Annotated in this window: 23 protein-coding genes; 16 read left to right on the top strand and 7 right to left on the bottom strand. The window is 70.1% G+C overall.

The features are described from left to right. The coding region (locus tag FHS42_RS09100; protein WP_184570635.1) for a biotin/lipoyl-containing protein at positions 1 to 804 on the top strand (804 nt) is incomplete at its 5' end. A 596-nt stretch (positions 805 to 1400) separates the two neighbouring features. Further along, positions 1401 to 1967, top strand: a complete 567-nt coding sequence (locus FHS42_RS09095; RefSeq protein WP_184570633.1) for a TetR/AcrR family transcriptional regulator — start codon at positions 1401 to 1403, stop codon at positions 1965 to 1967. A 321-nt stretch (positions 1968 to 2288) separates the two neighbouring features. Here the strand turns inward: FHS42_RS09095 and FHS42_RS09090 are convergent, their stop codons facing one another. Then, positions 2289 to 3263 (bottom strand): DeoR/GlpR family DNA-binding transcription regulator, encoded by a 975-nt coding sequence (locus FHS42_RS09090; RefSeq protein ID WP_246494434.1) that lies wholly within the window; start codon positions 3261 to 3263, stop codon positions 2289 to 2291. Positions 3264 to 3398: 135 nt separating this feature from the next. Then, on the bottom strand, positions 3399 to 4838 hold the full coding sequence (locus tag FHS42_RS09085; RefSeq protein ID WP_184570629.1) for an NAD(P)H-quinone dehydrogenase: 1440 nt from the start codon (positions 4836 to 4838) through the stop codon (positions 3399 to 3401). 260 nt (positions 4839 to 5098) lie between these two features. On the opposite strand from FHS42_RS09085, the gene FHS42_RS09080 reads away from it, so the two are divergent. From FHS42_RS09080 to FHS42_RS09070, 3 genes are all read left to right on the top strand, one after another. Next, the gene (locus tag FHS42_RS09080) at positions 5099 to 5536 is read left to right on the top strand and encodes a gamma-glutamylcyclotransferase family protein (RefSeq protein WP_184570627.1); all 438 of its coding nucleotides are present in this window, start codon (positions 5099 to 5101) and stop codon (positions 5534 to 5536) included. 102 nt (positions 5537 to 5638) lie between these two features. Continuing rightward, on the top strand, positions 5639 to 6484 hold the full coding sequence (locus tag FHS42_RS09075; protein WP_312866784.1) for a purine-nucleoside phosphorylase: 846 nt from the start codon (positions 5639 to 5641) through the stop codon (positions 6482 to 6484). Between the two features lie 140 nt (positions 6485 to 6624). Then, entirely contained in the window at positions 6625 to 8532 is a 1908-nt protein-coding gene (locus tag FHS42_RS09070) for a phospho-sugar mutase (RefSeq protein WP_184570623.1), read from the top strand. Positions 8533 to 8663: 131 nt separating this feature from the next. Here FHS42_RS09070 and FHS42_RS09065 read toward each other — a convergent pair whose 3' ends face one another. Further along, positions 8664 to 9236 carry a PH domain-containing protein gene (locus FHS42_RS09065; protein WP_246494432.1) on the bottom strand — a complete coding sequence of 191 codons (573 nt, stop codon included), beginning with the start codon at positions 9234 to 9236 and terminating at the stop codon, positions 8664 to 8666. Positions 9237 to 9613: 377 nt separating this feature from the next. Here FHS42_RS09065 and deoC point away from each other — a divergent pair, with 377 nt between their 5' ends. Genes deoC through FHS42_RS09050 form a run of 3 tightly spaced genes read left to right on the top strand, consistent with a single transcriptional unit; the run spans position 9614 to position 13046 of the window. Further along, positions 9614 to 10648, top strand: coding sequence for a 2-deoxyribose-5-phosphate aldolase (deoC, locus tag FHS42_RS09060; protein ID WP_184570812.1), 1035 nt, complete (start codon positions 9614 to 9616; stop codon positions 10646 to 10648). A 5-nt stretch (positions 10649 to 10653) separates the two neighbouring features. Further along, positions 10654 to 12108 carry an aldehyde dehydrogenase family protein gene (locus FHS42_RS09055; RefSeq protein ID WP_184570620.1) on the top strand — a complete coding sequence of 485 codons (1455 nt, stop codon included), beginning with the start codon at positions 10654 to 10656 and terminating at the stop codon, positions 12106 to 12108. Positions 12109 to 12164: 56 nt separating this feature from the next. Continuing rightward, positions 12165 to 13046 carry an aldehyde dehydrogenase family protein gene (locus FHS42_RS09050; protein ID WP_184570618.1) on the top strand — a complete coding sequence of 294 codons (882 nt, stop codon included), beginning with the start codon at positions 12165 to 12167 and terminating at the stop codon, positions 13044 to 13046. 200 nt (positions 13047 to 13246) lie between these two features. Here the strand turns inward: FHS42_RS09050 and FHS42_RS09045 are convergent, their stop codons facing one another. Next, entirely contained in the window at positions 13247 to 13696 is a 450-nt protein-coding gene (locus FHS42_RS09045; RefSeq protein ID WP_184570616.1) for a hypothetical protein, read from the bottom strand. 126 nt (positions 13697 to 13822) lie between these two features. On the opposite strand from FHS42_RS09045, the gene FHS42_RS09040 reads away from it, so the two are divergent. Beyond that, the gene (locus tag FHS42_RS09040; RefSeq protein WP_312866783.1) at positions 13823 to 14449 is read left to right on the top strand and encodes an ATP-binding protein; all 627 of its coding nucleotides are present in this window, start codon (positions 13823 to 13825) and stop codon (positions 14447 to 14449) included. Between the two features lie 328 nt (positions 14450 to 14777). On the opposite strand, the gene FHS42_RS09035 is transcribed toward FHS42_RS09040, so the two are convergent. Further along, positions 14778 to 15566 (bottom strand): SigE family RNA polymerase sigma factor, encoded by a 789-nt coding sequence (locus tag FHS42_RS09035; RefSeq protein ID WP_184570612.1) that lies wholly within the window; start codon positions 15564 to 15566, stop codon positions 14778 to 14780. Positions 15567 to 15769: 203 nt separating this feature from the next. Between FHS42_RS09035 and afsQ1 the strand changes: the two genes are divergently transcribed. From afsQ1 to FHS42_RS09010, 5 genes are all read left to right on the top strand, one after another. After that, a complete protein-coding gene (gene afsQ1 / locus FHS42_RS09030) occupies positions 15770 to 16447 on the top strand; it encodes a two-component system response regulator AfsQ1 (protein WP_184570810.1) in 678 nt (225 codons plus the stop codon). A 50-nt stretch (positions 16448 to 16497) separates the two neighbouring features. Beyond that, positions 16498 to 17997, top strand: a complete 1500-nt coding sequence (locus FHS42_RS09025) for an ATP-binding protein (protein ID WP_184570610.1) — start codon at positions 16498 to 16500, stop codon at positions 17995 to 17997. Then, positions 17994 to 18743, top strand: a complete 750-nt coding sequence (locus FHS42_RS09020; protein WP_246494383.1) for a hypothetical protein — start codon at positions 17994 to 17996, stop codon at positions 18741 to 18743. Before FHS42_RS09025 ends, FHS42_RS09020 begins: the two co-directional genes overlap by 4 nt. 246 nt (positions 18744 to 18989) lie before the next feature. Further along, on the top strand, positions 18990 to 19538 hold the full coding sequence (locus tag FHS42_RS09015; RefSeq protein WP_312866782.1) for a VanZ family protein: 549 nt from the start codon (positions 18990 to 18992) through the stop codon (positions 19536 to 19538). A 125-nt stretch (positions 19539 to 19663) separates the two neighbouring features. Beyond that, a complete protein-coding gene (locus FHS42_RS09010; protein ID WP_184570605.1) occupies positions 19664 to 19870 on the top strand; it encodes a PspC domain-containing protein in 207 nt (68 codons plus the stop codon). Positions 19871 to 20022: 152 nt separating this feature from the next. On the opposite strand, the gene FHS42_RS09005 is transcribed toward FHS42_RS09010, so the two are convergent. Further along, complete coding sequence (locus tag FHS42_RS09005) at positions 20023 to 20259, bottom strand: hypothetical protein (RefSeq protein WP_184570816.1); 237 nt, start codon at positions 20257 to 20259, stop codon at positions 20023 to 20025. A gap of 138 nt (positions 20260 to 20397) precedes the next feature. After that, positions 20398 to 21564 carry an adenosine deaminase gene (locus FHS42_RS09000; RefSeq protein WP_184570603.1) on the bottom strand — a complete coding sequence of 389 codons (1167 nt, stop codon included), beginning with the start codon at positions 21562 to 21564 and terminating at the stop codon, positions 20398 to 20400. Between the two features lie 115 nt (positions 21565 to 21679). Between FHS42_RS09000 and FHS42_RS08995 the strand changes: the two genes are divergently transcribed. Together FHS42_RS08995 and FHS42_RS08990 are read left to right on the top strand one after the other, a co-directional pair. Then, positions 21680 to 22453 carry an alpha/beta hydrolase gene (locus FHS42_RS08995; protein WP_184570601.1) on the top strand — a complete coding sequence of 258 codons (774 nt, stop codon included), beginning with the start codon at positions 21680 to 21682 and terminating at the stop codon, positions 22451 to 22453. A gap of 55 nt (positions 22454 to 22508) precedes the next feature. Next, the gene (locus FHS42_RS08990; protein ID WP_184570599.1) at positions 22509 to 23135 is read left to right on the top strand and encodes a TlpA family protein disulfide reductase; all 627 of its coding nucleotides are present in this window, start codon (positions 22509 to 22511) and stop codon (positions 23133 to 23135) included. The last annotated feature ends 30 nt before the right edge of the window (positions 23136 to 23165 follow it).

Below are 23165 nucleotides of genomic sequence, written 5' to 3'. Positions count from 1 at the left end.
CCGCCGTTGCGGGGGCATGCGTTGGAGTTTCGGATTAATGGTGAGGACCCGGGGCGTGGGTTTTTGCCGGCGCCTGGGGTGGTGACGCGGTTTGCTGTGCCGTCGGGTCCTGGGGTGCGGGTGGATGCGGGGGTTGAGGCGGGGTCGGTGATTGGTCCGGCGTGGGATTCGTTGTTGGCGAAGTTGGTGGTGACGGGTGCTTCGCGGGAGCAGGCGTTGGCGCGGGCTGCGCGGGCGTTGGGGGAGTTTGAGGTGGAGGGGATGGCTACGGCGATTCCGTTCCATCGTGCGGTGGTGGCAGATCGGGCGTTTGCTCCGGAGCGGCATGGTTGTGGTGAGCCGTTTACGGTGCATACGCGGTGGATTGAGACGGAGTTCGTCAACGAGATTCCCGCGTTCGTGCCGACCGATACCGGGTTGGACGAGGACGGTGAGAGCCAAGGTCGCGAGACCGTGGTGGTGGAGGTCGGTGGCAAACGCCTCGAAGTCTCCCTCCCCGCCTCCCTCGGAGTCGCTACGTCGCCCGCCGCAACCGGCGCCAAGAAGCCCAAGCGCAAGGCGGCTAAGAAGTCCGGCTCCGCCGCCTCCGGTGACGCGTTGACCTCTCCGATGCAGGGCACCATCGTCAAGGTCGCGGTCGAGGAGGGCCAACAGGTCGAGGAGGGCGAACTCATCGTCGTTCTGGAGGCCATGAAGATGGAACAGCCCCTCAACGCCCACCGCGCCGGCACCATCAAGGACCTCACGGCTGAGGTCGGCGGCTCCGTATCGGCCGGCGCCGTAATCTGCGAGATCAAGGACTGAGCGCGAACCGCACCGAACTGAGCGGGGCCTGAGCCCCCGCCACTTCCAGCGGAACGCAGGCGTGGGCCCCAGCCGAAACTTTCTCCGGCTGGGGCCCACGCTGCTCTCAGGCGCCGGCGCACGCTCCGCGGGCGTACGCCACACCCCCGGCCCCGCGCACCACGCCCCGGCCCGCGCCCACCCCCGTACGCCACACCGCACGCCCCTTCCCAGCCGCGTAACCTCCCCCACACCGGCGATAGGGCAAGCCCCCGATACGCCAACGGCGTCCAGTCGTACGTCCAGCCAATGCGATGCTGGGGGCAGGGCCAACGCGCAGCGGCGTGCGGCTTCACGGACACCGCGAGGCACCCAGCCCGTCCAACGTCAGCGCTGCCTGACGCGGCACCGGCCGTACGGGCGTCAGTCGCGGCACAGCCCAGCACAGTTGCTTCACAGCACAAGCCAGCACAAACCGGCACAAGCCAGCACAAGCCAGCACAAGCACTGCATACAGACGCACGACGGCGCCTACGCCGCACAACCAGGCGCATGGTGCGGTCCACGGGAGGGCGATGATGGCGAGCGGTACGGCGGGGGTCGCCGAGGGGCGGCCGATGCGCGCTGACGCGCGTCGCAACTACGAACGGCTGTTGGCCGAGGCCCGTACGGCCTTCACGGAACGCGGCACCGATGCCTCGCTTGAGGAGATCGCACGGCGGGCAGGCGTCGGCATCGGCACTTTGTACCGGCACTTCCCACACCGCACGGCCCTGATGAGCGCGGTCTTCCAGGGCGAGGTCGAGGCGCTGTTGGCCCGCTCCCGCGAACTCCTCGCCGCGCCCCAGCCGTGTACCGCGCTCCTTGAGTGGCTGCGGACCATCGTGGCGCACGCCAGCACCTACCGCGGCCTGTCACGGGCCCTGATGGCCGCTCAGAGTGATGACGGCTCGGCGCTGTCGCGGTGCAGCATGCCGATGCAGGCGGCAGGCAGCAAGCTGCTCGACCGGGCCCAGCGCGCGGGTGCCGTACGCGAAGGGGTGGACATCGTGGACCTGATGCAGCTCACGAACGCCATCGCGCTCGCGGTCGAACAGTCCCCCGACGACCCGGAACTAGCCGACCGCCTGCTGGCCCTCACCTTGCAGGGCCTCAAGGCCAGACCAGCCGAGGCGGACGCGTAACCCGCGACACGTAACGGCGTTCCGCCCCACGCAGCGTTCCACCCCACGCGGAACTTCACGCCATGCGGCAGTACCCCGCCATGCGGAATGCCCCGCCATGCGGCGCTCCGCCCCACGCCGCATGGCGGGGCCAACCGGGCGCCCCAACCAACATCCCGACCGGCTTCGGCGACCGGCCCCCGGCAGCCGACCCGCGGCGACCGGCCCCAGCGAGCCCCAGCGTGCGAAGGCCATCCGAAAGGCCCGCCCGGGGGTCAGGTCCTTGCGGGGCCAGGGCCCAGCCCTGCCGGGCCGGCCCCTCGCCCCGGGCGGGGCAGGCGTTCAGCGTCGGCGTGGCGCCAAGTCCGCCACCCGCCCGCTGAGTTGCTGATCGGAGAGCGACACCGGGCCGCGCAGCCCTGGGCCGCCGGGTGCCGTGGGCGGGTGCGTGCGGCGGGGCCCTGGCATCGGCATATCGCGGCGCGACTGCCGCCCGGCTGGGCCTTCGCCCCTGCCACCGTTCGGCCCGGCTCCGGCGCCCTGCCCCGGTCTCGGCGCGGACGACCCCTGCGCCACACCGGCGACAGCGATCTGTACGCCTTGATCCGCGAGGGCCTGGAGCTCGGTGGCGGATCGTTCGTCGTGGGACGACGGCTCGTCCGTCACCAGCCGCGTTATGACATCGGTCGGCACCGTCTGGAACATGGTGTCGGTGCCCAGCTTCGAGTGATCGGCGAGGACGACCACCTCGGCCGCCGCCTGCACCAGCGCCCGATCCACGCTCGCCGCGAGCATGTTGGACGTGGACAAGCCGCGCTCGGCGGTGAGCCCACTGCCGGAGAGGAAGGCGCGGGAGACCCGCAGCCCCTGAAGTGACTGTTCGGCCCCGCTGCCCACGAGGGCGTAGTTGGAGCCGCGTAGGGTACCGCCGGTCATGACGACCTCGACCCGATTGGCATGGGCCAGGGCCTGGGCGACGAGCAGGGAGTTGGTGACCACGGTCAGACCGGGGACGCGCGCGAGCCGGCGGGCCAGCTCCTGCGTCGTCGTCCCCGCGCCGACCACCACGGCCTCGCCCTCATTGACGAGACTGGCGGCGAGGTCGGCGATGGCCGTCTTCTCCGCGGTCGCTAGATGGGACTTTTGCGGAAAACCGGACTCCCTGGTGAAGCCACCCGGCAATACCGCACCGCCATGTCGGCGGTCGAGCAGTCCTTCCGCCTCCAGCGCCCGCACGTCCCGCCGTACGGTCACTTCGGAGGTCTGGACGACACGGGCGAGCTCACGGAGCGAGACGGCTCCGTTCGCGCGCACCATTTCAAGGATCAATTGGCGACGTTCTGCAGCGAACACGAAACTGACAGTAACGCCAACGACCATCTGCTTTCAGCCGCTTCCGCCAATTAACAGAAGTTGTTCGCTGATGGGTGTCACAGGTGGTATAGGAGCGCCCTAGAGCTCGTTCTGGGTCTTGCGGGTCTGCAACTGTCGGGCCACTTCGGCAATCGATCCCGAAAGCGACGGATAGACCGTGAAGGTGTTGGCGATCTGCGCGACCGTCAGGTTGTTGTCCACCGCGACCGCGATCGGGTGGATCAGCTCGCTGGCACGCGGCGCGACCACCACGCCGCCGACCACGATGCCGGTACCAGGGCGGCAGAACAGCTTCACGAAGCCGTCCCTGATGCCCTGCATCTTCGCCCGCGCATTGCGCAGCAGCGGTAGCTTCACCACCCGGGCGTCGATCTTTCCGCTGTCCACGTCGGCCTGCGTATAGCCGACGGTGGCGATCTCCGGGTCGGTGAACACATTTGCGGACACCGCCTTCAAGTTCAGCGGAGTCACCGCGTCCCCAAGTACGTGGTACATCGCAATACGGCCCTGCATGGCCGCGACGGAGGCCAGCGCGAGCACGCCGGTGCAGTCGCCCGCCGCGTACACGCCCGGCGCGCTCGTACGGGACACCTTGTCCGTCCAGATGTGGCCGGACTCCTCCAGCTTGACCCCGGCCTCCTCAAGGCCGAGCCGGGCGGTGTTGGGGATGGAGCCGACCGCCATCAAACAGTGCGTACCAAAGATGACGCGCCCATCCGCGAGCGTCACCTCCACCCGGTCTCCCACCCGCTTGGCGGACGCAGCACGCGAGCGGGCCATCACGTTCATGCCGCGGCGACGAAAGACGTCCTCCAGGACGGCCGCGGCGTCCGGGTCCTCGCCGGGCAGCACGCGATCGCGCGAGGAGACCAGCGTGACCTTGGAGCCGAGCGCCTGGTACGCGCCGGCGAACTCGGCGCCGGTCACACCCGAGCCGACCACGATCAGCTCGGCGGGCAGCTCGTCCAGGTCGTAGACCTGGGTCCAGTTCAAGATGAGTTCGCCGTCCGGCAGCGCGTCCGGGATCTCCCGCGGGTGCGCACCGGTCGCGATCAGCACCGCATCCGCGGCCAGCGTCTCCTCGGTGCCATCGACCGCCTGCACGGTCACGGTGCGCGAGCCGTCCGGCGCCTGCGCGGGTTCGATGCGGCCTCGGCCGCGCAGCACCCGGGCGCCGGCGCGCGTCACCGATGCGGTGATGTCGTGCGACTGGGCCAGCGCGAGCCGCTTCACCCGGCGGTTGACCTTGCCCAGGTCCACGCCGACCACTCGGGCGGATTGCTCCAGCGGCGGCGTGTCGTCGGCAACGATGATCCCCAGTTCCTCGTAGGAGGAGTCGAAGGTCGTCATCACCTCCGCCGTCGCGATCAGGGTTTTCGACGGCACGCAGTCGGTCAGCACCGAAGCACCGCCTAGACCGTCGCAATCGACGACGGTCACCTCCGCGCCGAGTTGCGCGGCGACCAGCGCCGCCTCGTAGCCGCCTGGTCCGCCACCGATGATCACGATCCGGGTCACTGAAGTTCGCCTCGCGTATTCGTTCCGGTCGGCCCGGGTGCCCGACCGCGCCGCGGGGGGCGGCTGGCGTCGTTGCCGGCCGGTCCGGGGGTCGCCCCAGGGGATGCAGTACGACCCCATTGTCCCGCACCCAACAAAACGGCCGCCTCTTGGGGCCCTCCCCCGGGGCGGTTCACGGCCGCGTTTGCCGAGACTGCCACCCCAAACGCCAAATCACTGCACTCCCGTGCCCATCGCTGCACTCCCGTACCCTCGGAGCCATGTCGCTCTACGCCGCGTACGCCGGCAACCTCGACGCGCGGCTGATGTCCCGCCGCGCCCCGCACTCGCCGCTGCGCGGCACCGGCTGGATCTCCGGCTGGCGGCTCACCTTCGGCGGTGAGCAGATGGGATGGGAGGGCGCCCTGCCCACCTTGGTGGAGGCACCCCGCTCGCAGGTCTTCATCGCGCTCTACGACATCGCCCCGATGGACGAGGAGTCGATGGACCGCTGGGAGGGCGTCGGGCTCGACATATACCGCCGGATGCGGGTGCGGGTGCACACGCTGGACGGCGATGAGGCGGCCTGGCTGTACGTCCTCAACGGTTATGAGGGCGGGTTGCCATCGGCCCGCTACCTGGGCGAGATCGCGGACGCCGCGGAATCGGCGGGCGCGCCCCACGACTACGTGATGGAGCTTCGCAAGCGGCCCTGCTGAGGGCTGCGCGTCGGCACGGCCATGCCCCCGCAGCGGCGGCGGTTCCCACGTCGTCGCAAACGCATCTACGCGCGTAGGGGATTACCGGTTACCCTCGTGCGCGTGAACGCATCAGCTTCTTCGGACATCCAGGACGGCCCCCTTCGCGCCGGCGGCCAGACCCCCTTCGCCGCCGCCGATGGCGCCGCCGCACGCCTGCGCGAGCTCACCGGCGCCGAGACCCATGACGTGGTACTCGTCATGGGCTCCGGCTGGGTGCCCGCCACCGACGCACTCGGTACTCCGGAACACGAGTTTCCGGTCACCGAACTGCCCGGCTTCCCCGCCCCCGCCGTCGAGGGGCACGCGGGCACGGTCCGCTCCTACCGCCTTGGCGACAAGCGCGCACTGGTCTTCCTCGGCCGTACCCACTACTACGAGAGCCGCGATGTGACCGCCGTGGTGCACGGCGTACGCACCGCCGTCGCCGCGGGCTGTAAGACCGTCGTACTCACCAACGGCTGCGGCGGGCTACGCGTGGGCATGCACGTCGGTCAGCCGGTGCTGATCAGCGATCACATCAACCTCACCGCGACCTCCCCGATCGTCGGCCCCAACTTTGTGGACCTCACGGATCTGTACTCGCCGCGGCTACGCGCCCTGTGCCAGCAGGTGGACGCGTCGCTGGAGGAGGGCGTTTACGTCCAGTTCCCCGGCCCGCACTACGAGACGCCTGCCGAGATCGGGATGATCCGCACGATGGGTGCCGATCTGGTCGGCATGTCCACCACGTTGGAGGCCATCGCGGCGCGGGAGGCGGGCGCCGAGGTGCTCGGCATCTCGCTGGTGACCAACCTGGCGGCGGGCATGACGGGCGAGCCCCTCAACCACGAGGAGGTCCTCCAGGCGGGCCGCGACTCGGCTGCACGCATGGGCAGTCTGCTGAGCCAGGTGTTGGGCAAGCTCTGATCGGTGCCCTTCGGCCGGGCCCGCCCGGCGAAGTGAATCGGACCTGACGGCCGAGCCGGGGTCGCGCCCGTACGGTGCCATCGCGCGACCCCACCGGCACCTCGGACCACGCGACCCCCAACGCGAGAGGCGGAACCACCGTGCAGCACGAACTGATCGTCCGGGCCCGGGCCTGGCTGTCGGAAGACCCGGACCCCGATACCCGAGACGAGCTGGCCAAGCTCATCGAGGCCGAGGACACCGACGAGTTGGCCGCACGCTTCGCGGGCACGCTCCAGTTCGGCACCGCCGGCCTGCGCGCCGAGTTGGGCGCGGGCCCTTTGCGCATGAACCGCGCGGTGGTCATCAGGACCGCGGCGGGCCTGGCCGCGTACCTGAACCGGCGACACCAACAACACCAGCAGCCGGCGGCAACCGGGCAGCCCGGCCCCGGGGCAGCGACCCCGGCCGACACAGCCACCACCAGCCAGCCCGGTACCGGCGCCGCGGCAGCGACCGCCGCCCCGCTCGTCGTCATCGGCTACGACGCCCGGCACAAGAGCATCGACTTCGCGCGGGACACCGCGGCCGTGCTGACCGGCGCCGGGCTGCGCGCGGTGCTGCTGCCCCGCCCGCTGCCCACGCCCGTGCTCGCGTTCGCCGTCCGCCAGTTGGGCGCGGTCGCCGGCGTCGAGGTCACCGCGAGCCACAACCCGCCTCGCGACAACGGTTACAAGGTCTACCTGGGTGACGGCATCGCCGGCACCGCATCACAGGGCGGCTCCCAGATCGTGCCGCCCGCCGATGCGGAGATCGCCGCCGAGATCGCCGCGGTCGGCAGCCTGCACGAGGTGCCGCGCCCACAGTCGGGCTGGGACACCGCGGGCGATGAGGTCCTCGCGGCCTACCTGGACCGCGCCGCCACCGTCCTCACCCCCGGCTCACCGCGCGCGGTGCAGGTGGTCTACACGCCGCTGCACGGCGTCGGGCGCGAGACGCTGACCGCCGCGTTCGCCCGCGCGGGCTTCCCCGCCCCGATCGTGGTCGCGGAGCAGGCCGAGCCGGACCCGGACTTCCCCACCGTCGCATTCCCCAACCCGGAGGAACCGGGCGCGATGGACCTGGCGTACGCGACCGCAAGCGCGCACCACACCGCGGGCGCTGCCAGTGCTGCCAGCGCCGGCACTCCCGGCACTCCCGGCAGTCCCGGCAGTCCCGGCAGTCCCGGCAGTCCCGACATTGTGATTGCCAACGACCCGGATGCCGACCGCTGCGCCGTGGCCGTCCCGGCGGCCGACGCCTCCGCTGGCTGGCGGATGCTGCGCGGCGACGAGGTCGGCGCGCTGCTCGCGGCACACCTGGTGCGTACGGGACGGGCCGGCCGGTCCGGGCAGGGCACGGCCGGTGGGGGCACCTTCGCCACCACGATCGTCTCCTCCTCACTGCTCTCCCGGATCGCGGCCACCTCGGGTGTGCCGTACGCGGAGACGCTGACCGGCTTCAAGTGGCTGGCGCGGGTGGACGGCGTGCGGTACGCGTACGAGGAGGCGCTCGGCTACTGCGTGGACCCGGCGGGCGTCCGCGACAAGGACGGCATCACCGCGGCGCTGCTCATCGCCGAGTTGGCCGCCGAGCTGAAGGCGCAGGGCCGTACGCTCCCCGATCTGCTGGACGAACTGGCCGTGACGCACGGCCTGCACGCGACCGACCAGCTCTCGGTGCGGGTCGATGACCTCTCCTTGATCGCGGCGGCGATGCAGCGGCTACGCGACCAGCCGCCCACCACCTTGGCCGCGCTGCCGGTGACCTCGGCGCAGGATCTGGCCCAGGGCTCCGAGGCGCTGCCGCCCACCGATGGGCTCCGCTACCACCTGGCGGGCGACGCGGGCTCCGGCGTCGAGTCAGCCCGCGTGATCGTGCGGCCGAGCGGCACCGAGCCCAAGCTCAAGTGCTATCTGGAGGCCGTGCTCCCGGTCGGCTCGCTCGAAGCGCTTCCGGCCATCCGCGTCCGCGCGACGCAGATCCTGGCCGCCATCAAGCGCGACCTGGCCGCGGCTGCGGGCATCTAAGGCGCGAGCACCCCACGCGAGAGGGCCGATCCAGGCCCGGACCCTGTCGGTCCGGGCCGAGGTCGGCCCCTCGACGCCATGGCGTGTTGCCTGTGGCGTGTGTCCTCGTGGCCTGCTCCCTCAAAACGCCGTCAGCCCGTACCCGCAAGGACGATCAGCAACACGATGCCCGCCGCCATCGGCGCCAGCACCTCGTACGCCCAGCGCACCACCGGCGCGCCCTGGGCGCCCGCCCGGGACGCCTGGCGCTCGGCGATCTCGCGGATGTCGTCGATGGCCTGGTCGGAGGGGGCGCGATCGGTTTCGCTCACCGTCCCGGGACGCTTGGCCCGCGCGGAGGTGTACCCGCTGACGTCCTCGGCGGCGTCCCGCGTCTGCTGTCGCGAGGCTCGCTTGCGCTGTCGTAGCGAGACGGGGATGGCCCACAGCTGATACGTGCTGCCGCCCGCCAGCACCTCGCTGCTGTATCCGGCGCGGGCCCCATCGACCGACGCCCACGGCAGCACGATCGTACGAAAGGGGTTACGCACCAAAAGTCGGTCCGCGCCCGCGAACACGGCCGGTCGCAGCGTGAACGCCACCACGACGGGCACCGTGGCGAGCAGCCCCGCGAGCGACAGCCAGGGGGTGCGTCCGTCGCCCCGGACCAGCGCGTCGCCGCCGAGCCAGGCGCCGAGCAGGAGCAACAACACCCCGGTGGCCATGCTGCCGGTGGAGCGGTAGACGCGGTCGTCGTACACCTCACCGTCATCGTCGGCCGGCCGGGGCCGCTTGCTCAGCTCGGGCCCACCGGTCCGACTGGCCCCACTGGCCTGGCTGGCGTGGCTGGCCTGGTCACCCCGGTCGGCCCGGTCGCCCTGGTCGGGTTGGGCGGCCTGGGGCGCGGCTGTCGTCTGATCAGGCTGATCAGGCTGATCAGGCCGCTCCGGCTGCGCAGGGGAGGAGGCGGGGTCCGGACTCGTCATGCGCCCGATTCTGCCCGACACTCCGGAATCCGGACATTGCGTTACGGCATCGAAAACCGGCTTCTTTCGTGGGGGTGACAGGCCGCTACGCGCGTAGATATGCTCGCCTGGTGACCATGCCCACCACAGTTCCCGCATACGGCAGCGAGGCCGCGGAGCGACTAGCGTCGCTGGCGGACGTGACCGCGAGCGACGGCGCGCTGCGCCGCTTCCTGCACGGCCTGCCGGGGGTCGATGCGGTTGGCCTCGACGCCCGCGCCGCGACCCTTGGCACCCGCTCGATCAAGACGTCGGCGAAGGCGTACGCCATCGACCTGGCGATCTCGATGATCGACCTGACCACGCTCGAAGGCGCGGACACCCCGGGCAAGGTCCGGGCCCTGTGCGCCAAGGGCGTACGCCCAGGCGACGGCGCGCCCCGGGTCGCCGCGATCTGCGTCTATCCGGACATGGTGGCCACCGCCAGGCAGGCCGTCGCCGACTCCGGCGTCCAGATCGCCTCCGTGGCCACCGCCTTCCCCGCCGGCCGCACCGCCCTGCCGGTCAAGCTGGCCGACACCCGCGACGCGGTCGCGGCGGGCGCCGACGAGATCGACATGGTGATCGACCGCGGCGCCTTCCTCTCCGGCCGCTACCTGGAGGTCTTCGAGGAGATCAAAGCGGTCAAGGAGGCGTGCGCCCGGCCGACCGGAACGGCGTCGGACGGCGAAGCGAAGGGCGCCACGAGGAGCGCCCCGGGGGGTGCCGCACACCTCAAGGTCATCTTCGAGACCGGCGAGCTCCAGACCTACGACAACGTGCGCCGCGCCTCCTGGCTCGCGATGCTGGCGGGCGCCGACTTCATCAAGACCTCGACGGGCAAGGTGGCGGTCAACGCCACTCCCCCGGTGACGCTGCTGATGCTGGAGGCGGTGCGTGACTTCCACGCCACCATCGGCGTACGGGTCGGCGTGAAGCCGGCCGGCGGCATTCGTACGACCAAGGACGCCATCAAGTACCTGGTGATGGTGAACGAGACGCTGGGTGAGGGGTGGCTGTCGGCCGACTGGTTCCGCTTCGGCGCCTCCAGCCTCCTCAACGACCTGTTGATGCAGCGCCAAAAGCTGAGCACCGGGCGCTACTCCGGTCCCGACTACGTGACGGTGGACTGAGACAGATGGCTTTCGATTACGCACCCGCACCCGAGTCCCGCGCGATCGTGGACATCGCACCGTCCTACGGACTCTTCATCGACGGCGAGTTCCGCGAGGCCGCGGACGGCAAGGTCTTCAAGACCCTCGCGCCCGCCTCCGAAGAGGTCCTGGCCGAGGTCGCCCAGGCCAGCGCGCAGGACGTGGACCACGCGGTCAAGGCCGCGCGCAAGGCGTTCGAGACGTGGTCGGCGCTGCCCGGCGCCGAGCGCGCGAAGTATCTCTTTCGCATCGCCCGCATCATCCAAGAGCGCTCGCGTGAGCTGGCCGTTTTGGAGTCGCTGGACAACGGCAAGCCCATCCGCGAGTCCCGGGACTTCGATCTGCCACTGGTCGCGGCGCACTTCTTCTACTACGCGGGCTGGGCCGACAAACTCGATCACGCGAGCTTCGGCGCGAACCCCCGGCCGCTGGGCGTCGCCGGCCAGGTCATCCCGTGGAACTTCCCGCTGCTCATGCTGTCCTGGAAGATCGCTCCCGCGCTCGCCACGGGCAACACGGTGGTCCTCAAGCCCGCCGAGACGACCCCGCTGTCCGCGCTGTTCTTCGCGGACATCTGCCGCCAGGCGGGGCTACCCAAGGGCGTCGTCAACATCCTCACCGGCGACGGCACGGCCGGCGCCGCGCTGGTCGCGCACCCGGACGTCAACAAGGTCGCGTTCACCGGCTCCACCGAGGTCGGCAAGGCCATCGCTCGCACCGTCGCGGGCACGGACAAGAAGCTGACGCTGGAGCTGGGCGGCAAGGCGGCCAACATCGTCTTCGACGACGCGCCCATCGACCAGGCCGTGGAGGGCGTGGTCAACGGCATCTTCTTCAACCAGGGCCATGTCTGCTGTGCGGGCTCGCGGCTGCTGGTTCAGGAGTCGGTCGCCGATGAGCTGCTCGACGCGCTGAAGCGGCGCATGGCGACGTTGCGCGTGGGCGACCCGCTCGACAAGAACACCGACGTCGGCGCGATCAACTCCGCCGAGCAGCTCGCCCGGATCACGGAGTTGGCCGACGCCGGCGAGTCGGAGGGCGCCGAGCGCTGGGCCCCGGCGTGCGACCTGCCGTCCTCGGGGTACTGGTTCGCGCCGACCCTGTTCACCGGCGTGACGCAGGCCCACCGCATCGCCCGCGAAGAGGTCTTCGGCCCGGTGCTCTCGGTGCTGACCTTCCGCACCCCCGCCGAGGCGGTGGAGAAGGCGAACAACACCCCGTACGGCCTCTCGGCCGGCATCTGGACCGAGAAGGGCAGCCGCAGCCTGTGGATGGCGAGCAAGCTGCGCGCAGGCATCGTGTGGTCCAACACCTTCAACAAGCTCGACCCGACGTCGCCGTTCGGCGGTTACAAGGAGTCGGGTTACGGCCGCGAGGGCGGTCGGCACGGTCTGGAGGCGTATCTCGCCCCGTCGAGCCCGAAGGGCGAGCACGCATGAGCGGCAAGACCGGAGGGCGATCGCATCGAAACGTCAAGCCCGAGGGGCAATCAGGTATGAACGCCGTGGACCGCTTGAGCGTGTTCAAGACCTACAAGCTCTTCGTCGGTGGGAAGTTCCCCCGGTCCGAGAGCGGACGGGTGTACGAGGTGACCGACGCACAGGGCGCATGGCTGGCGAACGCCCCGCTCTCCTCCCGCAAGGACGCCAGGGACGCGGTGGTCGCGGCCCGCAAGGCGTTCGGCGGCTGGTCGGGGGCGACCGCGTACAACCGCGGCCAGATCCTGTACCGCGTCGCCGAGATGCTGGAGGGCCGCCGCGAGCAGTTCGCCACCGAGGTCGCCGCGGCCGAAGGCATCCCGCGGCCGAAGGCGGCAGCGCGGGTGAACGCCGCGATCGATCGCTGGGTCTGGTACGCGGGCTGGTCCGACAAGGTGACCCAGATCGCCGGCGCAGCCAACCCCGTCGCCGGCCCGTACTTCAACCTCTCCACGCCCGAACCGACAGGCGTGGTGGCGGTGCTCGCGCCGCGCGACTCTTCGTTCCTCGGGCTGGTCTCGGTCATCGCCCCGGCGATCGTCACGGGCAACACGGTGGTGGTGGTCGCCAGCGAGCAGGCACCGTTGCCGGCGCTGTCGCTGGGCGAGGTCCTGGCGACGTCCGACCTGCCGGGTGGCGTGGTCAACATCCTCTCGGGCAAGGCCGCCGAACTGGGCCTGCCGCTCGCCCTCCACCAGGACGTCAACGCGATCGACCTGACGGGCGCGGACGGCGAACTGGCGGTGGAGCTGGAGCGGGCCGCCGCCGAGAACCTCAAGCGCGTCCTGCGGCCACAGCCTGGGGACAGCGGCAAGGGCGCCTGGTCCGCCGACCCCGGCACCGGCCGGATGCTCGCCCTGGTGGAGACCAAGACCGTCTGGCATTCGATGGGCGTCTGACCCCGCCCCGTACGCGGCGCCCGCAGCAACCTCGCGGGCGCACCGGCCCACCGGAGGGGCGGGCCCCACAGCAGTGCGGGCCGGGGCACGCGCCCCGGCCCCGCCTGAGCGCCGGCTTACGCGCCCGCGCCCGCGCCTCAAGCACCGAGCACCAAGCACCAAGCACCAAGCACAGCCCACCACCCCACATACCGCCCTCGTCAGCCAGGCAACTCCCGCAGCACGTCGCCCACCAGCGGCAACTGCCCCACCGTGGCGCCCCGGCTTAGCGGCGCGGTCACCATCGCGGTGCTCACCGGCTTGAAGTCAGCGATCTGGGTGCTCACCTCATTGGACAGCAGATCGACGCCGGTGCTTGCTAACGGGTTGGTCGGCAACCGCTTGACCGGCCCCACCACGGCGGACGTCGCCTGCCGCATCGCCGCACGTGGCACGGGCACCACACGCGCCTGCGGGTGGCCCGTCACGTCCCCCGCGGTATCGAGCGCACCGTGCACGATCTCGTCCACCGGCGCCGCGGTCGCCGGTGCCCCGACTGCCGGTGCCCCACTTCCCGCTGCGAACGTCGCACCGGCCGCCGACACGACAAGCCCAAGGCGTAGCAGTGCGCGCGACACGGGAGCCGCTGGGTGACCAGCACGGGTGTTCATGGGCGCCTACCAGGCTTCGCTAGGGGTGGCATCGCAGACACGCACCGTAGTCGAGCCTGCCCCTCGGCAGCTACCTTCGTCCCCGGGGGGTCACTCTTGTGGGTCCATGCCGCACACTGGTGTCCCGTGACAGCGCCTTCCCCGTACCCCCGCGTGATCTTGCTGACCGGCCCTTCTGGCTCGGGAAAGTCGTCCCTGGCGGCCCGCAGCGGCCTGCCCGTGCTCAACCTTGACGACTTCTACAAGGAAGCCACGGACCCCACCCTCCCGCAGCTCGCCGATGGCGACGGAGCGGACTGGGACTCCCCGTTGTCCTGGGACGCGGACGCGGCGGTCGCGGCCATCGGCGCGCTATGCCGTACGGGCCGTACGGACGTTCCGCTCTACGACATTCCCACCAGCTCGCGAACCGGCAGCGCCAGCCTTGACCTCGGCGGCGCCCCGCTGTTCGTCGCCGAGGGCATCTTCGCGGCGGACATCATCAGCCGGTGCCGGGAATTGGGCCTACTGGCGGACGCACTGTGCCTGTGCGCGCGCCCGCTGACCACCTTCCGCCGCCGGCTGCTGCGTGACCTACGCGAGGCGCGTAAGCCCGTCGGCTATCTGCTGCGCCGTGGCCTGCGCCTGCTGCGCGCCGAGCGTGGCATTGTCGCCCGTCAGACCCAGCTCGGTGCGTACCCGTGTGACGGTGCGACGGCTTTGCGTCGGATCGTCGGCGCGGCTACCGCCCCTGGCGCGCAGATGGTCGCCTGACTGTTCCCTGAGCCGATGAGCCGATTCCCCTGAGCCGGTGAGCTACTGAGCCGCCTGCCACGGCGGCCCAGCGCCAAGCCGCCTTGGCATACATGGCCAGGGGGCGCACATGGCGACGGGGCGGGACCAGCGCACCCCCCGCGCGCCACTCCCGCCCCGCCATTCCCCCCGGTGTTCCCCCCCCCTGGGCCCCGGGCTTCCCCCACGCTCCGTCCTCCCCCCGGAAGACGGCCCCCGTGTGTTCCCCCGTAGCTCCGCCTCTCCCCCGAAAGACGGCGCTGCTTCCCCCGTGATCCCCCCCGTTTTCCCCCGTGATTTCCCCCCGCCTTCAGGCGACAAGCTCCCCGAAGGACTCCTCTTCGTCCCGCCCGAAGGCGAGCACCTCGTCGCTGCGCAGCCTCCGCAGCGAGCGCCAGATGCTGGACTTGACCGTGCCGACACTGATGTCGAGTATCTCGGCGATCTCCGGGTCGGTGCGGCCCTCGTAGTAGCGCAGTACGAGCATGGTGCGCTGGAGTTCGGGCAGCCGGGCCAGTGCCTGCCACAGGACGGCGCGCAGCTCGGTGCCGCGCATCGCATCGTGGTCGCCCACGGTCTCCGGCAGTTCCTCGGTCGGGTACTCGTTCAGCTTGCGCCGGCGCCAGGCGCTGATGTGCAGGTTCGTCATGGTGCGGCGGAGATATCCGCCGACCGCCGCCTTGTCGCTGATCCGGTCCCAGGCCCGGTAGGTGGAGAACAGCGCGCTTTGCAGCAGGTCCTCCGCCTCGAACCGGTCACCGGTCAGGTGATAGGCGGTGGCGAACAGGGAGGCGCGGCGCTCTCGAACGTAGGCGGTGAACTCCGCCTCGGTCCGTTCGTTCCGCTGTGCCTCCCCCTGTCCGCTTCCCCCGTGGCCTACGGCGACCGCGGTGCCCCCGCGGGCCTCCGCGTCCGCGTCAACCGCCGCCACATACATGATGGGCGACCGCTGACGCCCGGTACCGCGAGCGCACCCCCGTCCGCTCACGGCACCGGACTTCTCTCCCCCAGACTCCGTCTGAGGGCTCCCCCAGCTCCAACCGGCGGGTAGGCGCGTGTGAATACCTGCGCTGGTCGTTGTGCTGTGCAAGGTGTTCATGTCGCGCCCCCCGTCATGGAGCTTGCTCGGTCAGCTTGCGTACCGGGTGAGTTCCTCCCGATGCCCATCACACTGCCAAGCCAGTTTCATCACGCTGTCCGCCGACTGTCACAGCCCTGTCACAGGGGTTCTGAGCCGGGCGAGCCGCCGAGCGCTGCCCCGGAGGTCGAACTACAGCCCTCCTGTAGGCCAGAATGACCAACGTGCCTTTCCTGTTGCTGATCGAGGACGACGACGCCATCCGCACGGCCCTCGAACTCTCCCTGTCCCGCCAGGGCCACCGTGTGGCGACGGCGGCCACGGGAGAGGACGGCCTGACGCTGCTGCGCGAGCAGCGGCCTGACCTGATCGTGTTGGATGTGATGCTGCCCGGTATTGACGGCTTTGAGGTGTGTCGCCGCATCAGGCGTACCGATCAGTTGCCGATCATTTTGCTGACCGCGCGAAGCGACGACATCGACGTCGTGGTGGGCCTTGAGTCCGGCGCGGACGACTACGTGGTCAAGCCCGTGCAGGGCAGAGTGCTCGACGCGCGCATCCGCGCCGTGCTGCGCCGCGGCGAGCGGGAGGCGAACGACTCCGCGTCCTTTGGCTCACTGGTGATCGACCGCTCCGCCATGACCGTCACCAAAAACGGCGACGACCTCCAGCTCACCCCCACAGAGCTGCGACTGCTGCTCGAACTGAGCCGGCGCCCGGGGCAGGCGCTCTCCCGCCAGCAACTGTTGCGCCTGGTGTGGGAGCACGATTATCTCGGTGACTCGCGGCTGGTTGACGCCTGTGTGCAGCGGCTGCGCGCAAAGGTGGAGGACGTTCCCTCGTCGCCGACGCTGATCCGTACGGTGCGCGGGGTCGGTTATCGACTGGACACGCCCCAGTGACGGATGAGCCCAGTCGAGTACGGGGCTGGGCTGCGGGACTTTTGCGGTGGATGAGTCTGCGGCTGCGGTTGATGCTCGTGTTCGCCGTGGTGGCGCTGGTCGCCGCCGTGTCCGCGTCGGGCATCGCGTACTGGCTGAACCGGGACGCCGTCTTGAACCGGACGCAGAACGCTGCCCTCGACGACTTCCACAAGTCCCTTGAGGACAACACCGGGTCGCTGCCGCTGGAGCCGGAGTGCCATGAGTTGGAGCTGGCCGCCGACCGGATAGCGGACAGTTCCCAAAAGTACGAGGTGCTGCTCCTCACCTCCAAGGGCGACCGCCCGGGTTGCGCCGCGTTCTCCAACGAGGACGCGTTCGGCTGGAAGGCGGTGCCGAAGTCGCTGCGTACGGCGGTGAACACGCAGCGCCGCGTCAACAGCTCCAACGCGTACCCGTACCACCTGTACTGGCAGCGGATCTCGCTGGACGGCGCGCCGTATCTGGTGGGTGGCGCCAAGGTGATCGGGGGCGGGCCCACCGGGTACATGCTCAAGTCGCTGGAGAACGAGCGGCAAGACCTCAACTCGCTGGCGTGGTCCCTCGGGATCGCCACCGGGCTCGCGTTGATCGGCTCCGCGCTGCTCGCACAGGCCGCGGCGGCCACGGTGTTGCGGCCGGTGCAACGGCTTGCGGACGCCGCCCGCAAGCTCGGCGAGGGAAAGCTCGACACCCGGCTGCGCGTCTCGGGCACGGATGAACTGGCCGATTTGTCCCGTACGTTCAATCGCACGGCCGAATCGCTGGAGAAGCGGGTCGATGAGCTGAGCGGGCGGGAGGCGTCCAGCCGCCGGTTCGTCGCCGATATGTCGCACGAGCTTCGGACGCCGCTGACCGCCATCACCGCCGTGACGGACGTGCTGGAGGAGGAGGCCGACTCGCTCGACCCGATGATCGCGCCCGCCGTCCAACTCGTGATCAGCGAGACCCGGCGGCTCAACGACCTGGTCGAGAATTTGATGGAGGTGACCCGCTTCGACGCGGGCACCGCCCGGCTCGTGGTGGACGAGGTGGACGTCGCCGACCAGGTGACCGCGTGCATCGATGCGCGGGCCTGGCTGGACGCGGTGGACCTCGACGCGGAGCGCGGCATCGTGTCCCGGCTCGACCCCAGACGTCTCGACGTCATCCTCGCCAACTTGATCGGCAACGCGCTCAAGCACGGCGGTTCGCCGGTACGTGTCTCGGTGCGGCCCGACGCCGATGATCTGCTCATCGAGGTGCGCGACCACGGCCCCGGCATCCCCGAGGAGGTGCTGCCGCACGTCTTCGACCGCTTCTACAAGGCCAGCGCCTCCCGGCCGCGCTCGGAGGGCAGCGGCCTCGGCCTGTCCATCGCCCTGGAGAACGCGCACATTCACGGGGGCGAGATCACCGCCGTCAACTCCACCGATGGCGGCGCGATCTTTACGCTGCGGCTGCCGATGGACGCCACGCAGTTGGTCGAGGACGCGGAGCGCAAGGACAGCGAGCGGGACCGGGACAAGAAAGACAAAAGGAGCGAGCAATGAGCCCCCGGACCGCGGGCCCGCCCGAGGCAGAGCGATCCGATTCCCCACCCGGCGCGGGTTTTTCCTCCAGGGCTGGTGTTTCGCCCGACGACGCACCGCGGCGGGCCCGGCGGGTAGCGCGTGGGCGGGCGACGTTTCTTGGCGTCTTCGGTGTGGTCGGCGCGCTGCTGGTCGCCGGGTGCGGCATTCGTTCCACCTCTGTTCCGGTGGACGCGGGCGCCGCACCATCCCGTGCCTCGTGCAAGGCGCCCGCCGCCGATGTGCCCACCCAGCCCACCGATGACATCGCCATCACCATCCATCTCGTGTGCACCTCGCAATTGCTACCCGTCTCACGGGCGCTGCGGCTACCGAAGAGGGATGAGGCGCCTCGTCCGGAGGAATTTGCGCGGGCGCTGCTCGCCCAGCTCCAGCGGTGGCCATCGACGGCCGAGCTGAAGGCCGGGTTCAGCACCGAGGTGGGGAAGCGGATTCAGGTCTCGGGCCCCGTTGAGGGCGATCCGACAGGGACGCTGCGGCTGAATCGGGAGCCCGACGAGTTGCCCTCGTACGCCCTGGCACAGCTCGTGTGCACCTTCGCTGAGACGTCCGCGGTGCGCGGCAAACGAGCGGTGGTGCTCGGCGGACCCGCCGCATCCGATGGCGAGGAGGCGACCGGCGCCGGAGGGCTCAAGCGCTACGAGTGCGGGAGCGACCTGCGCTCCCGCCCCCAAAGTGCGCAGAGCTCGGGCACGGTACTGGAGTGAGCCAGTTGCCCGAGACGCTGGTGTGAAGCAGCTGCTCGGGGCACTGGAGCGAGGCCGACGCCCAAGGCACTGAGGTGAGCCGGGCACCTGGGGTACGTCCATGCCATGGATGGGTGGGGTGAGTGGCGTCATGCCGGCCCCGCGGGGTGCTGGAATGGCCCGGCCCGTCTGGGGCGCCGGATGGTGAGTCCCGTCACCCATGGTGGTCGCGGAACCGCAGCGAGGGCATGGCGCGTCCTGACTGACGTGCAGGGTCATGGTCCCGGCCGCACGGCCGACATCCGATTCCGCGTCGCGGGCATCCTTCTTCTCGTCACGCAGCTCGCCTTCATCGCCTGGGTGTCCTTGCGTCCGCTGACTGCTACCTGGGTGACGGCCGCCAATCTTGAGCCGCTTGCCTCGATCCGCGGCGATCTGGAACTCGGCTTCGCCGAGGCCACCCGGCGCATCGGGCGTGAGCTGCTGCTGTACGCGCCGCTGGGGGTCCTGCTGCCGCTGGCCGGGGGCCGCATCGACGCCCACCGGCTGGGCTCGCTGCTGCGTACGGTCCTGGCCAGCGCGTTGATCTCCTGCTCCGTCGAGCTCGCCCAGAGCACCATCGCGGGGCAGGTCGTAGACGTCGATACGGTGCTGATCAACGCCCTTGGCGTGGCGCTGGCGCATCTGGCGGTGGTGCCCGCCGTACGGGGGTGGCTCCGCCGCCGGGACCAGTCGGCGCCCGAGCCCGCCCTTCTTTGGGAGGAGACGGCTGCGGGGGTGACCCCGAAGATCCCCAGGGTCGGGATCGCACCGTAGAGCGACGCCTCGTCCGCCTCGGGCGCCTAGCGTGGAGTTATCGACAGCACCTCGGATGACAGCGAAAAAATCCGAGGAAGCTCACGCAAACGGCGCAAACGATGCAACTAACAAGGAGTCGCCATATGTCCGCCGCTCTCGTTCGCCCCCAGGGCAACAAGATGATCGCCGGTGTGTGTGCGGGCCTCGCCCAACGCTTTGGGACGTCCGCGACCACCATGCGTGTGATCTTCGTGGCCTCGTGCCTGCTGCCGGGCCCACAGTTCCTGCTCTACCTCGCGCTGTGGGCGCTGCTGCCCACCGAGGACAAGTACCAGCGCAACGCCTGGTAAGCGGCCCGCGCGCCACGCAGCGCAGACCGCTCGGCGGTGGCACCGCACCGGCGCGTGGCGATGGGCCGCACCCCGTTGCCGGGTGTACGGCCCACCGTGTTGTCCGAGGTTGTCCGAGTGCGCCCTCGGCCGGTCGCCCGGGCGCTGGGGAGTCAGCGGCGCGACGCCCCGCCAAGCAGGTTCCGCAGCCCGTTCGTGTTGGCCGGGGGCGCGGTCTTCTCCGTCTTCTGGGCGGCAGCGGCCTTCGACAGCAGGGCGGTCGCCTCGCCAATGGGCTTGGTGATCGTCTCGCGGCCGGTCTCGGCAGCCGATGCCGTCCCCGCGGCGGTGGCCGCGAAGGCAACGCACACAGCGGCGACGGTGAGGGTCTTGATCATTCCCTGCTTCATGAGAAATCTTCCTTGGTACGGGGTTCTTGAGCGGCACTGCAACGTAGTCATCGGCAACGACGCCGGGCAAACACCGGAAAACCATCGGGGTGTCGCGTGCTACGGCGCAGACGCGCCCCCGCTTGGAAGATTCTGCAATCAGCCCTTCTTGCCGGCAGAGCCGCTGGTCATCGCCGTCTGTGCGGCCGACTGGCGGAACAGCCATTCGGCTTTCAGTTCGGCGTACCCAGGCTTAATCACATCGTTGATCATCGCCAAACGTTCATCGAAAGGAATGAACGCGGATTTCATCGCATTGACCGTGAACCACTGCATGTCATCGAGCGTGTATCGGAACGTCGATACCAGGTGCTCGAATTCGCGACTCATGCTCGTACCACTCATCAGCCGGTTATCGGTGTTGACGGTGGCCCGGAAGTGCAGCCTGCGCAGCAACCCGATGGGGTGTTCGGCGTACGAGGAGGCGGCGCCGGTCTGGAGGTTGGATGTGGGGCACAGCTCCAAGGGGATGCGCTTGTCGCGTACGTAACTGGCCAGGCGGCCGAGCTTGATGCCGCCGTCGTCGGCGACCTCGATGTCGTCGATGATGCGCACCCCGTGGCCGAGCCGGTCGGCACCGCACCACTGAAGCGCCTGCCAGATCGAGGGCAGGCCGAACGCCTCTCCCGCGTGAATGGTGAAGTGGTTGTTCTCGCGCTTGAGGTACTCGAACGCGTCGAGGTGCCGGGTGGGCGGGAAACCCGCCTCGGCGCCCGCGATGTCGAAGCCGACGACGCCCAGATCGCGGTAGCGGTTGGCGAGTTCGGCGATCTCCAGGGCTCGGGCGGCGTGCCGCATCGCGGTGAGCAGCGCGCCCACCCGGATGCGGTGGCCGGCCTCGCGCGCCCTGCGCTCGCCTTCCCGAAAGCCGTCGTTGACCGCCTCGACCACCTGCTCCAGGGTCAGCCCCCGCTCCAGGTGTTGCTCGGGTGCATACCGCACCTCGGCGTAGACGACACCGTCTGCCGCCAGGTCCTCGGCGCACTCGGCAGCCACCCGGCGCAGCGCCTCCGTGGTCTGCATGACGGCACAGGTGTGCGCGAAGGTTTCCAGGTAGCGCTCCAGCGAACCGGAGTCGGCCGCCGCCTGGAACCAGTCGCCGAGTGCGGCGGGGTCAGTGACGGGAAGGCCCTGGTAGCCGACCTCGTCGGCCAGTTCGACGATGGTGGCGGGGCGCAGGCCACCATCGAGGTGATCGTGCAGCAGCGCCTTGGGGGCACGCCGGATTTGTTCCGGGCTGGGTCGCTGGGTGTTCTCGCTCGTCATTTGCGCACCATAGACCCTACGCGCGTAGATCGCCTCTGATAGCCACCCGGATAGATACGGAACAGTGACCAGCCTGCGTGGTGGAGTACACCCGTGCTTCTGCCATCGTTCTGACATGGCTCAGCAAGCGTTGCCGGAACGACCGGATCGAAGCGCCCGGCTGGGGCGGCCGTTGGGGATGGCCGCGGCGGGGGAAACCGTCTGCGGAGTGGTGCTGTTGCTGCCCGGTGGCGCGCCCAGTGGCACCCGGCGGCCTTCGCCCCTTTCGGTGGCGGCGATGTGGCCACTGGGGCGCCAACTGGCCAAGGCGGGGCAGTCCGAGGGGCTGACCGCCCATGTCGTGCGCTATCGATGTCGCGGGTGGAACGGTTCAGCAGCGCATCCAGCGCAGGATGCGCAGTGGGCAGCGGACGAGGTGGTCCGGCGTTACGGGGATGTGCCGATCTGCCTCATCGGGGTGGGGATGGGCGCGCGGGCCGCGCTACGCGCCGCCGGGCATCCGGCCGTCAACTCGGTTCTGGCACTCGCTCCCTGGCTGCCGGACTCGGAGGCGGCGCTGAGCCCGGACCCGGTGAAGCACCTGGCGGGCAGGCGCGTTCTCGTTGTGCACGGCACGAACGACACACACACCGACCCCGAGCTCTCGTATCGGCTCGCCGAGCGGGCCAAGAAGATCAACAACGAGGTGTGCCGCTTCGAGGTGCACACGGACGGCCACCGGCTTCAGCAGCACCGTCCCGAGGTGTACGCACTGGCGGCCGACTTCGCCCTTGGTTCACTGTTTGATCATGGCTACGCGCGTCCACTGACCGACGCGCTGGCGGCTCCGCCACCGATCGGCCTGCGGATGCCGCTGGCAGCGGGCTTTGGCACGTCGCTGCGGCGGTAGCCTCGCCCGTGGGGTGCGCGGAAGGCCCCACGGGGCCCATGGAAGACTTGCCCGTATGCCTACCCGCTGGCCGGTTTCCCGCATCCGTACCCGCAGCCGCCGCCCCGCGCTCCCCACCGTGGCCGGGCTCTCGGCCACCGCACTCGCCCTCACCGTGGCCCTCACCGGATGTGGCAGCGGCGACGCGAAGGGCAAGGCCAGCTTCACCCGACATGGGTCCAGCACCATCGAAACCGTGGCCAAGGCCGACCGTAAGCCCGCGCCCGACGTCGTTGGGGCAGCCCTGCACGGCGAGACGGTCCGGCTCTCCGACTACAAGGGCAAGGTCGTCGCGGTCAATCTGTGGGCCTCCTGGTGCCCACCGTGCCGCGCGGAGACCCCGAGCCTGGTGAAGGTCGCCGCGAAGACCACGGGTGATGTCGCGTTCGTCGGTCTCAACAGCGATCACGAAAAGACGCAGGCCACCAAGTTCGAGAAGGAACTCGGGGTGCGCTACCCGAGTTGGCACGACCCGACGAGCAAACTCGCGCTGCGCTTCCCCAAGGGCAGCTTCAACCCCCAGGGCATCCCCTCCACCCTCTTCATCGACCGCGAAGGCAAGATCGCCGCCCGCGCGCTGAGCCCGATCGGCGAGGAGGACCTGCACGAGGCCCTGGACCCGTTGATCGCGGAGCAGCCCTGACCGCTGGGCCGCACGGCGGTGCTATCGCAA

Origin of the sequence: Streptomyces zagrosensis (genome assembly GCF_014203645.1) — a bacterium.
Lineage (GTDB): Bacteria > Actinomycetota > Actinomycetes > Streptomycetales > Streptomycetaceae > Streptomyces > Streptomyces zagrosensis.
This window is presented reverse-complemented; position numbering and strand designations above follow the sequence as displayed.

Bases quoted from the DNA above. Each gene is read 5' to 3' on its own strand.
- deoC (WP_184570812.1), top strand. From the start codon at position 9,614: ATGCCCACCACAGTTCCCGCATACGGCAGCGAGGCCGCGGAGCGACTA.
- FHS42_RS09055 (WP_184570620.1), top strand. From the start codon at position 10,654: ATGGCTTTCGATTACGCACCCGCACCCGAGTCCCGCGCGATCGTGGAC.
- FHS42_RS09090 (WP_246494434.1), bottom strand. From the start codon at position 3,263: ATGGTGCGCGCGAACGGAGCCGTCTCGCTCCGTGAGCTCGCCCGTGTC.
- FHS42_RS09020 (WP_246494383.1), top strand. From the start codon at position 17,994: ATGAGCCCCCGGACCGCGGGCCCGCCCGAGGCAGAGCGATCCGATTCC.
- FHS42_RS09000 (WP_184570603.1), bottom strand. From the start codon at position 21,564: ATGACGAGCGAGAACACCCAGCGACCCAGCCCGGAACAAATCCGGCGT.
- FHS42_RS09050 (WP_184570618.1), top strand. From the start codon at position 12,165: ATGAACGCCGTGGACCGCTTGAGCGTGTTCAAGACCTACAAGCTCTTC.
- FHS42_RS09035 (WP_184570612.1), bottom strand. From the start codon at position 15,566: ATGAACACCTTGCACAGCACAACGACCAGCGCAGGTATTCACACGCGC.
- FHS42_RS09005 (WP_184570816.1), bottom strand. From the start codon at position 20,259: ATGAAGCAGGGAATGATCAAGACCCTCACCGTCGCCGCTGTGTGCGTT.
- FHS42_RS09025 (WP_184570610.1), top strand. From the start codon at position 16,498: ATGAGTCTGCGGCTGCGGTTGATGCTCGTGTTCGCCGTGGTGGCGCTG.
- FHS42_RS08995 (WP_184570601.1), top strand. From the start codon at position 21,680: ATGGCTCAGCAAGCGTTGCCGGAACGACCGGATCGAAGCGCCCGGCTG.
- FHS42_RS09095 (WP_184570633.1), top strand. From the start codon at position 1,401: ATGCGCGCTGACGCGCGTCGCAACTACGAACGGCTGTTGGCCGAGGCC.
- FHS42_RS09065 (WP_246494432.1), bottom strand. From the start codon at position 9,236: ATGGCCACCGGGGTGTTGTTGCTCCTGCTCGGCGCCTGGCTCGGCGGC.
- FHS42_RS09010 (WP_184570605.1), top strand. From the start codon at position 19,664: ATGTCCGCCGCTCTCGTTCGCCCCCAGGGCAACAAGATGATCGCCGGT.
- FHS42_RS09080 (WP_184570627.1), top strand. From the start codon at position 5,099: ATGTCGCTCTACGCCGCGTACGCCGGCAACCTCGACGCGCGGCTGATG.
- FHS42_RS09045 (WP_184570616.1), bottom strand. From the start codon at position 13,696: ATGAACACCCGTGCTGGTCACCCAGCGGCTCCCGTGTCGCGCGCACTG.
- FHS42_RS08990 (WP_184570599.1), top strand. From the start codon at position 22,509: ATGCCTACCCGCTGGCCGGTTTCCCGCATCCGTACCCGCAGCCGCCGC.